Consider the following 9,026-nt stretch of genomic DNA (forward strand, 5'->3'; position numbering starts at 1 on the left):
AACGCCACGACCTGGGGGTGTGACGATGCCGCGCTCCGAGCAGCCGCTCGGGTCCGGGGACGATCCGATCACATCGTTCGCGCGTGACCTGCGGAAACTGCGGGCCGACGCCGGCAGCCCGACCTATCGCGAGCTCGGCCGGCGCACCCACTACTCGGCGTCCACGCTGGCCGAGGCGGCCAGCGGCAAGCGCTTGCCGAGCCTGGCCGCCACGCTGGCCTACGTGCGGGCCTGCGGTGGCGACACGGGCGACTGGGAACGGCGCTGGCATTCGATCGTCGCGGCCGACCGGGTCGATCCGCCGGAAAGCGACGAACGGGCGCCGTACGTGGGACTGGCCGCCTTTCAGGCCGAGGACGCCGATCGTTTCTTCGGCCGGGAAGAACTGGTCGAACAATTGCTGGCCCGGGTCGCCACGCAGCGTTTCCTGGCGGTGTTCGGGGCCTCCGGCGCCGGAAAGTCGTCCATTCTGCGAGCCGGCCTCGTCGCCGGCCGAAACGACGCGCCGGTGTTGCTGTTCACTCCGGGCCGGCATCCGGTGGAGGAATGCGCGATACGGCTGGCCGCGTGGATCGGCTGGTCCTCGGTGTCGCTGCGCACCGAACTGGCGGCCGATCCCGAGGCCCTGCACCTGCACGTCCGCCAGGCCCTCGCCGACCGGGACGACAACGCCGACCTGCTGATCGTCGTCGACCAGTTCGAAGAGGTCTTCACGCTGTGCCAGGACCCGGCGGAGCGCGAGCAGTTCCTGGCCGCCCTGCTGCACGCGGCCCGGGCCAGGACCAGCCAGGTCCGGGTCGTGCTCGGCGTCCGCACCGACTTCTACACCCACTGCGCGGCCCATCCCGAGCTGGTGGCCGCCCTCCAGGACGCGCAGGTGCTGGTCGGCCCGATGACCGCCGAGCAACTGCGGTCGGCCATCAGCCGGCCCGCGGTCGACGCCGGGTTCCGGCTGGAGAACGCGCTGATGGCCACGATCATGGCCGAGACCGCCGGCGAGCTCGCGGTGCTGCCGTTGGTGTCGCACGCGCTGCTGGAGACCTGGCGGCGGCGCCAGGGCACGACCCTGACCCTGGCCAGCTACCACGCGGCCGGCGGCATCGCCGACGCCATCGCGCGCACCGCCGAAGGCACCTACGCCGAGTTCGACGCCACGCAGCAGGCGCTGGCCCGGGACCTGTTCCTGCGCCTGACCGCGCTGGGCGACGGGACCGAGGACACCAAGCGCCGGGTCTACCGCCGGGAGCTGGACACCGGCCCGGACCTGGAGTTCGTGGTGGAGCGCCTGACCCAGGCCCGCCTGGTCGCCGCCGACCGGGACGGCCTGGAGATCACCCACGAGGCGCTGATCCGCTCGTGGCCACGGCTGCGCGGGTGGCTGTCGGACGACCGGGACAGCCTGCGGATCCACCGGGCGCTCACCGACGCCACGGACACCTGGGAGTCGCTGGACCGCGACCCGGCCGCCCTGTACCGCGGCGTACGCCTCGACCAGGCGACCACGTGGGCGGCCGACGGCCGGGCGGCGCTGACCGCGCGGGAGCAGGAGTTCGTGCAGGCCAGCGTCCGGGCCCGTGACGAGGAGGAGAGCCGCACCCGCCGCCGGACCCGGCGGCTGCGCCAGCTCGTCGCCGCGGTGGTGGTGTTCGCGGTGCTTGCCACATCCGCGGCGGCGGTGGCCTTCCAACAGTGGTCGACGGCTATCCACCAGCGTGACGACGCGGTGTTCGCGCAGGTCCTGGCCGAGGGTGACCGCCTGCGGGACGGCGACCCGTCGCTGTCGGCGCAACTCGACCTCGTGGCCGATCGCTTGCGTCCCAACGATCCCGACGTCCGCACACGGCTACTCGGCACCGAGAGCGCGCCGCTGGCCGTGTCGGCCCACGGCCATACCGGCGAGGTGTACCTGACGTCGTTCAGCCCCGACGGCAAGACCCTGGCCACCGCCAGCGAGGACCACACGGCTCGGCTGTGGGACGTCCACGACCCGACCCGCCCGACGCCGCTGGGGAAACCGCTCACCGGCCACACCAGCTGGGTGAGTTCGGCGGTGTTCAGCCCGGACGGGCACACCCTGGCGACCGCCGGCGACGACCACACGGTCCGGCTCTGGGACGTCAGCGACCCGGCCAACGCCAAGCCCATCGGCGGCCCGCTGGACGGCGGCGGCACGATCTACCTAGTGGCCTTCAGCCCGGACGGCAAGACTCTGGCCGCCGCCAGCGAGGACCACACCGTGCACCTGTGGCACGTGGCCGATCCGGCGCACCCGGCCCCGCTGGGCCAGCCGCTGGCCGGGCACACCGGGCCGGTGCGCTCGGTGGCGTTCAGCCCGGACGGGCGGCTGCTGGCCGCCGGCAGCGACGACGCGACGATCCTGCTGTGGAACGTCGCCGACCCGGCCCAGCCGACCCGCGTCGGCCCGGCCCTGACCGGGCACAGCGGCATCGTGCACTCGGTGGCGTTCAGCCCGGACAGCGCCGTGCTGGCCAGCGGCAGCGACGACCGGACCATCCGGCTCTGGACCGTGGCCGACGGGTCGGAGCTCGGCGATCCCCTGACCGGCCACACCGCCGCGGTCTGGTCGGTGGAGTTCAGCCCCGACGGGCACGTGCTGGCCAGCGGCAGCGACGACAGCACCGCCCGGCTGTGGAACGTGTCCGACCCGGCCAGGGCCGTGCCGCTCGGATCTCCGTTGGCCAGCAACGGACATGTCGTGTTCGCGGTCGGCTTCAGCCCGGACGGCCGCACCCTGGCCACCGGCAGCGCCGACAGCGTGGTCCGACTCTGGTCGCTGCCGACGGCCATGATCGGCTCCCGCTCAGCGGTGAACTCGACCGCCTTCAGCCCCGACGGCCACCTGCTGGCCGCCGGGGCCAACGACAACACCGTGCGGCTGTGGAACACCGCCGATCCGCGTGCTCCCCAACCCCTGGGCCAGATCCCGGCCACACCCGGCTATCTCCAGTCGTGCAGCGAATGCGCCACCGCCGTCGCGTTCAGCCCCGACGGGAAGGTGCTCGCGGTGCTCAGCTACGCCAAGATCGCCCAGCTGTGGGACGTCTCCGATCCGGCGAAGCCTCGCCAGCTCGGGCCGACCCTGGTCCTGGACACCCGGTACTCCGCGTTCCTGGCGTTCAGCCCCGACGGCCGGACCCTGGCCACCAGCTGGGACGACCAGATCGGGCAGCTCTGGGACGTGTCCGATCCCGGCAACCCCAAGCGGTTGGGCCAGTTGCCCGGGCACACCAGCTACATCAACTCCGCGGCGTTCAGCCCGGACGGACGCTACCTCGCCACCGGCAGCAGCGACCGCACGATCCGGCTCTGGGACGTGACCGACCGGAGCAAACCCAAGCCCCTGAGCCAACTTCCCGGCCACACCAGCGGCGTCAACTCGGTGGCGTTCAGCCCGGACGGCCAGCGCCTGGCCAGCGCCAGCACCGACCAGACCGTCCGGCTCTGGGACGTCACCGATCCCGCCCGCCCCAAGCAGACCGGGCAACTGACCGGGCACTCCAACGGGGTCCTGGCCGTCTCGTTCAGCCCCGACGGCCGGACCATGGCCAGCGCCGGCACCGACCAGACGATTCGCTTGTGGGACACGGAAAATCCCGGGCCGCTGGGCCAGCCGATCAGCACCCTCGGCGGCACCGCGTTCAGCGTGCCGTTCCGTCCCGACGGCGCCTTCCTGGCCACCGCCGACGGCGCGAACGGGGTGCGGTTGCTGGACCTGAACGCCGACCACGCCGTGCGGCGGATCTGCGCGTCGACCCGGGGGCTGATGACCGAGAAGCTGTGGCAGGAGCATCTTCCCGAGCTGCCCTACGACCCGCCTTGTTCCGGCTGATCACGCCGACGGCGCGTCGGGCAGCTCCAGCCACTCCAGGTCCATCGGCACCAAGGTCGTGGACAACACCAGCTCCCGCAACAGGTTCACGGTCAGCGTCAGCCCCACCGGCTCGCCGACCTCCTCCCGTCGCAGCCCGTGCACGCCGGCGTCGGAAAGCCGTTGCCGCACGCGGGAAACGATGTGCTCGACGCGCTTGACCGTCCAGTTCTCCGACGGCCGGCGCTCGGCCAGCTCGGCGGCGGCCTGTTGACGTGACAACGGCAGCGGCTGGGGGTCGTAGCCGAGGTAGCGCTGGCCGACCACGGCCAGCACCAGGTGCTCCTCCGGCGAGAGCCGCCAGCGCTTGGGCGGCGCGGTCGGATGCGTGGGTCGGCGGGCCGTGGACTCGTCGTCGCCGTCGGACACCAACAGCTCCAACACGTGCTCGCGCGATCCCCGCAGGAACACCGCGGTGTAGCCGGTGGCCAGCGGCAGCGGCTCGCTGTCGCCGTGCAGCAACACGCTGTCGGACAACCGGATCGGCGAACGGCCGGTGTTGCTGAGCCACCACCGGTCCCGCTCGCGGACGAGCATGCCGTGCACCCTGCTGATGCGCAGGTCCTCCTCGCCGACGCAGACGTCGACCTCCAACCGGTTGCGCCCGAAGCTCACCCGGCGGCCGGGGGACGGCGGGACCGCGACCCCGCCGGTGACGGTCAGCGCGCTCAGCGTGCCCGGCACAGCGCCGGTCACGCCGTGGCGCAGGCTGCGCTGGTGTTGGGGGTTGAGACGCACGGCTACCTCCGCTCGTAGGCGCCGATGTCGAATCCCCTGCCGGCCGGCCTGGGGTGACCGTCGAGGTCGCACGCGGGGGCGAGCACGGGGCTGCCGGCGTCGACCGCGGCCGAGCCCGCCACCAGGTGGTAGTCGCCATGGGCCGGATCGGCGAAGCCCGGGTCCCCGACGAAGTTGTGGTCGGCGGCGAACGGCCCGGCGGTCACCGGTCCCTCGCCGAACACATTGTTGCGCAGGATGTTGGTTCCGGCGAACCGGTCGGCGTCGATCCGCACCGAGCCCGTGGCGTTGCCGGCGAAGGTGTTGTTGACGATCGTGAGGTCGCGCATGGTCCCGGTGGACTCGACCCACAGGCTCAGGCCGGCCTGCGCGTTGCCGGTGGACAGGTTGTCGAACACCCGGACCCTGGACAGCAGCCGGGTCTCCGAGTAGTCCTCGACCGCGAGGCCGATGCCGGCCTTGGTCTCGTTGTGGGCGCCGCTCACGACATTGTCGTAGATGTCCACAATGGACGAAGAGTCGACGTAGATGTTGGGGCCCCGGTTGCCGGTCACGATGTTGTTGTGCACGCGGACGTGGGCGTTGTCGTCGTACTTGACGTCGATGCCCTCCTCGCCGTTGTCGTGCACCCGGCAGCCCGACACCTCGACATCCTCGGAGCCCGAGGCGATGCTCAGCGCTTCGTGGTCGGCCGAGGTGCCGCGGGAGTTCGTGCCGTGAATGTCGCAGCCGGTGATCCGCACATGCTTCGACTCGACCAGGACCAGCCCGCCGTCCTTCGACCCGTCCACACCGAACCGGTCGAACACGAGGTCGTGCGCACCGTCGGCGTAGACGCCGAAGCTGGTCGAGCCGGCCACGGTCAGGTTCCGGAACTCCAGCCAGCCGTGCCCGCCTATCGCCAGCGGACCGCTTTCCCCGGTCAGGACGGCGGTTCCGCCGACACCGGTGAACCGGATCGGCCGCCCGGCCGCGCCGTCGTGGTGGATGGTGAGGCCACCCGAATAGGCGCCGGCCTCGATCGCGACCGTGTCCCCGGGACGGGCCGCGTCGGCTGCGGCCTGAACGGTGGCGTACTCGCCATGCTGACCGACATGGAGCGTCCGCGGCCCCGGTCCGGCGGTCCCCTCCGCCGTCGGCGCGGCCATGGCCGCCACCAGAAGCACCACGCCGGCCAGCACGCGCATCGCCACCCTCTTCGTTCCGTCCGGCCGGCGATTCCGGTTCCGGCCACGTCCTTTTCTAACGGAGGGCGTGGGGGACCGGTCCCCGCGCTACGACGGCAGCCGGCCGGCGATCGCCGTGGCCAGCGACCGCGCCGTCCCGCAGAGCGCGTCGCCGTTGACCGCCGAGGTGTCCTCCATCGTGACGGTGGCGATCTCCTCGCGGTTGGGATCTGTGCCTTTCAGGACGCCGTACGGCGCGTAGAAGTGGCTGATGATCTGGACCCGGCACTCGGGGTGGCCGCCCGGCACCGTGGTGATGACGGCAGCCTTGGCGCCGACCTTGATCCGCTCGCCCGGGAAGTCCTCGAAATCGTTCTCGATCGGCCATTCCCGGCTGTACCGCAGGGTGATCGTGCGGGGATCGTGCTCCCAGGTGCAGCCCCAGCCGCCGAGCTCGTGGTCCGGGGCCTTGTTCTCGCCGAGAGCACCCGTGATCTCGGTGGTGCTGAGCAGGCCGCAGGCCTCGACGTTGGCCAGCGACCACGACGCGAACGGCTGGGTGCGGCGCGGCAGCGGCCCGTTGGCCAGCATGAGCACCGCGTCGGTGATCACGGCCTCCGAGATGGTGCACAACGGCGTGTTCTTGGCGTCGTCAAGGGGATGCGAGGTGACGACGATCCGGTTGGTGTCGGCCAGCGAGATCGCGCGCTGGCAGGTGCCGTCGTGCGGGTCGGGCCGTTCGATGTCGCCCATCTGACCGGGCACCGGTGGCCGGCTCGGATAGCGCTCCGGGCCGGTCAGGTCCAGCACGGTCTGCACCTGGCCGGTCTTGTCGGCCAGCGTGGTCGTGACCACGCAGCTGCCGAAGTCGAGCTCCTCGGGGTCGACGAACGGCTCCCCGTACGGCACGAGCGCCTTGGTGTCGATCACCTTGCACGGATCGATCGCCGCCGGATCGGAGCCGAGGGTGTAGTTGCCGGTCAAGGAGGCCGACACGAGGCGGGTCACCAGAAAACCCGCCGCCAGCACCACCACGACCGCCGCCGCGACGCCGATCAGCAGGCGTCGGCGCAGCCGCCGTGGCCGCCGGATCTCCGGATCGTCCACAGTGAGCATGGTGACGACGTCCGCCGCGGTGGGGCGGTCGGCCGGGTGCCGGGCCATCAGCGCGGTCAGCACCGGCTCGAACTTCCCCGCCCGCTCGGCCGGGAGCGGCTTTCCCGCGGCGGCCCGGCGCATCTGCGCGAACGGGCCGTCCTCACCGGTCCCCCACGGCGAGCGGCCCTCGATCGCCGCGTAGAGGGTGGCGCCCAGGGAGAAGACGTCCGACGCCGGCCCGGCCTCGCCGCCGTCGGCCACCTCCGGCGCGACGTACCCGAGCGTGCCGGTGAGCTGGGCCCCGCCGGTGCGCGTGACCTCCGTCCACCGGGCAATGCCCATGTCGGTCAGCTTGGCCACGTCGTCGGCGGTGACGAGGACGTTGCCCGGCTTGATGTCCCGGTGCACGATGCCCCGGGAGTGCATGGCCGCCAGCGCCCCGGCCAGCTGCGCGCCGATCTTGCGGACCCGGTCCTCGGGCAGCGGACCGTCGTTGTCGATGAGCTCTTCGAGGCTGCGCGCGGCCAGGTACTCGGTCACCAGCCACTGCGCGTCGCTGTCCACGACCGTGTCGAACACCGTGACCACATTGGAGTGCAGCAGCCCGGCCCCGATCCGCGCCTCCCGCCGGATCTGCCCGACATCATCGCCCAGGGACCGTTTCAGTGTGACCTGCCGACCCAGTTCGAGGTCGACCGCTCTCCAGACGACACCCATGCCGCCCCGGCCAAGCTCTTCTTCCAACCGATAACGGTCAGCTACGACGCGACCCCTGCGCACTGAGGGAGTGTACGAAACAGGGTGACACGACGCACACCCCCCGTCATCGAGGCGGCGGGCCGAACCGGTTTTCCCCCGGCTGTCCCCGTTCGGTCCAGAACGCGATCAGCAGCAGCCAGCCGATGACGGAGATCATTCCCAGGGACCACCAGCCGTTGCGCCCGATGTCGTGCAGGCGTCGGATCGAGACGCTGATGAACGGCAGCAGTCCGACCAGGTAGACCGCATAGCCGAGCGCCACCAGCCAGTCCTGCTCCAGTGCGCTCGCGGCGATCACCGACACCGCGAACAGGCCCCAGTAGGCCAGGAAGAAGAACCAGAACTCCCGCCGCGAAGCCCGCCCCCGCTTGCGGAAAGTCAACTGCAGCGCCCGCAGCACCGCCGGCCCGAAGCCGATCGACCGGGTCGGCTCGCCAATGAACTGCATGCGCCGAGCATGGACGGCCTCTGCGGGGACGGGTCCCCGCAGAGGCCGCTTCAGCGCTTCGCGGTGATCAGACGTCGGTCACGCAGGTGGCGGGGAGGTAGCCGTCGATCCTGTTGTCCAGGGTGACGTCGACCGGAATCCAACTGGTCGCCCCGACCACGCCGCACAGCGAGTAGCGGTCGCCCCCGCTGGCCGGCCAGCAGCTGACGTGGTCGCCGCGGTACACCGTCTTCACGACCCGGAATGCCGTGCCCGCTCCGGTGTAGACGTTCACGGCGGAGGTGTTGACCCGCACGTAGCCATATCCCGCGCAGCTGCCGCTGGCCAGAACGGACTGCGCCGACGCCGGCGCCGCGCTGGCTGTTCCCGCCGTCACCACGCCGGAGACCAACGCCGCCCCCACGGCGACCGCGGCGAAAAGCTTCTTCATCTCTGCCCCTTTGTCATCGACATTCCCCCGGCGGCGATGCCCCCGGACGGATCCCACCGTGCGGGGGGCCGTCCTCGTCCCGTCCTCGCCGCGTCACACGACGTGGAAGTGGCTGGTAGGAGCCGTGCCTGGAAGCGGTCGCGCGGTTGCCGGGGGGTGGGTATTGGCTCGGGGGGCCTGTTGTGGGTGGTTGTGGTTCTGGTGCCCGCGCCGCGCGGTTGCCGGAGGGTGGGTTTTGTGTTGAGAGGTGGGGGTGTTGTGTGGCTGAGGGGTGGGGTTTGTTTTGTGGGGTGGGGTTGTTGTGTGGTTGGGGGCGGGGTGGGGCGTTTGGTTGGTGGCTCCGGGTGGATTTTTTGTGGAGACCTCTGGGCGATGGCGTATCAAGGCGCTATAGGGCAGGCTCCGCCAGCCTCGATACGCAAGAAGCTTATGCCAACGCCCCCCACCACACAAAATCCACCCTCCGATTGTCGAAGCGGAAAGTCTGTGTGGCCGACT

At 71.3% G+C, this 9,026-nt stretch carries 6 protein-coding genes; 1 reads left to right on the top strand and 5 read right to left on the bottom strand.

Annotated elements, in window-relative coordinates; all coding sequences use genetic code 11:
- Positions 1-25: 25 nt before the first annotated feature.
- Positions 26-3,850 (top strand): hypothetical protein, encoded by a 3,825-nt coding sequence (locus ACIG5F_RS48075; protein ID WP_396527082.1) that lies wholly within the window; start codon positions 26-28, stop codon positions 3,848-3,850.
- Here the strand turns inward: ACIG5F_RS48075 and ACIG5F_RS48080 are convergent, their stop codons facing one another.
- From ACIG5F_RS48080 to ACIG5F_RS48100, 5 genes are all read right to left on the bottom strand, one after another.
- Positions 3,851-4,627 carry an FHA domain-containing protein gene (locus tag ACIG5F_RS48080; protein WP_396527083.1) on the bottom strand — a complete coding sequence of 259 codons (777 nt, stop codon included), beginning with the start codon at positions 4,625-4,627 and terminating at the stop codon, positions 3,851-3,853.
- A 2-nt stretch (positions 4,628-4,629) separates the two neighbouring features.
- Entirely contained in the window at positions 4,630-5,814 is a 1,185-nt protein-coding gene (locus tag ACIG5F_RS48085; RefSeq protein WP_396527084.1) for a right-handed parallel beta-helix repeat-containing protein, read from the bottom strand.
- 87 nt (positions 5,815-5,901) lie between these two features.
- Positions 5,902-7,635, bottom strand: a complete 1,734-nt coding sequence (locus ACIG5F_RS48090) for a serine/threonine-protein kinase (protein WP_396527085.1) — start codon at positions 7,633-7,635, stop codon at positions 5,902-5,904.
- Positions 7,636-7,714: 79 nt separating this feature from the next.
- A complete protein-coding gene (locus tag ACIG5F_RS48095; protein WP_396527086.1) occupies positions 7,715-8,098 on the bottom strand; it encodes a DUF805 domain-containing protein in 384 nt (127 codons plus the stop codon).
- A gap of 67 nt (positions 8,099-8,165) precedes the next feature.
- Positions 8,166-8,528, bottom strand: coding sequence for a hypothetical protein (locus ACIG5F_RS48100; RefSeq protein WP_396527087.1), 363 nt, complete (start codon positions 8,526-8,528; stop codon positions 8,166-8,168).
- Positions 8,529-9,026 lie beyond the last annotated feature (498 nt).

The sequence above is a fragment of the Kutzneria sp. NPDC052558 genome (assembly GCF_044547355.1).
GTDB lineage: Bacteria > Actinomycetota > Actinomycetes > Mycobacteriales > Pseudonocardiaceae > Kutzneria.